The 513-nt window shown below is 72.1% G+C and carries 1 pseudogene; it reads right to left on the bottom strand.

Annotation, left to right across the window (positions count from 1 at the left end):
• Positions 1–219 (bottom strand): annotated as a pseudogene (locus FV223_RS29620) (hypothetical protein); the annotation flags it as partial.
• Between the last annotated feature and the right edge of the window lie 294 nt (positions 220–513).

The following is a 513-nucleotide window of genomic DNA, read 5'->3' as shown; positions in this document are numbered from 1 at the left end:
GGCGAACCACCGGTCCGATCCGCGCGGCGGCACCACCAGGGTCGCGCCGGTCGCGTCGGCGATCGTGTCGACCGCCTCGCCCATCGCGGCGGCGACGATCACGGCGTCACCCACGAGCCCGGCGGCCACGCCTCCGACGAGGGCGCCCAGGGTGTCGGCCAGACGGTCGATCGCATCGGCATCGCCGGGGTCGGCGACATGAACCAGGGCGGAGATCATGGCCGCGCATACCGTATTTTCGCCGGGCGCGGGCAGGCCGGCTCGACGCGGCGGCCCAGCGTTGCACCACAGCCACAAAGCCCGAGAAACTGCCTAAAATCGAGGCGTATCCGACCGGCCTCGTTCCTGTTATGTTCCATGTGAAACACGCTTCCGCCGGGGTGCTGCCAGTCCGATGTCCACACCCCGTCCTCCGCTCGGCGCCGAATCCACGCCGCGACGCCGGCTCGCCGCGACGTCGGAAACGCTGCGCGGCCGGGGCGCCACCGCCAACCCGGGCGGGCGCTTCGAGGC

Source organism: Methylobacterium sp. WL116 (assembly GCF_008039455.1).
GTDB lineage: Bacteria > Pseudomonadota > Alphaproteobacteria > Rhizobiales > Beijerinckiaceae > Methylobacterium.
This window is presented reverse-complemented; position numbering and strand designations above follow the sequence as displayed.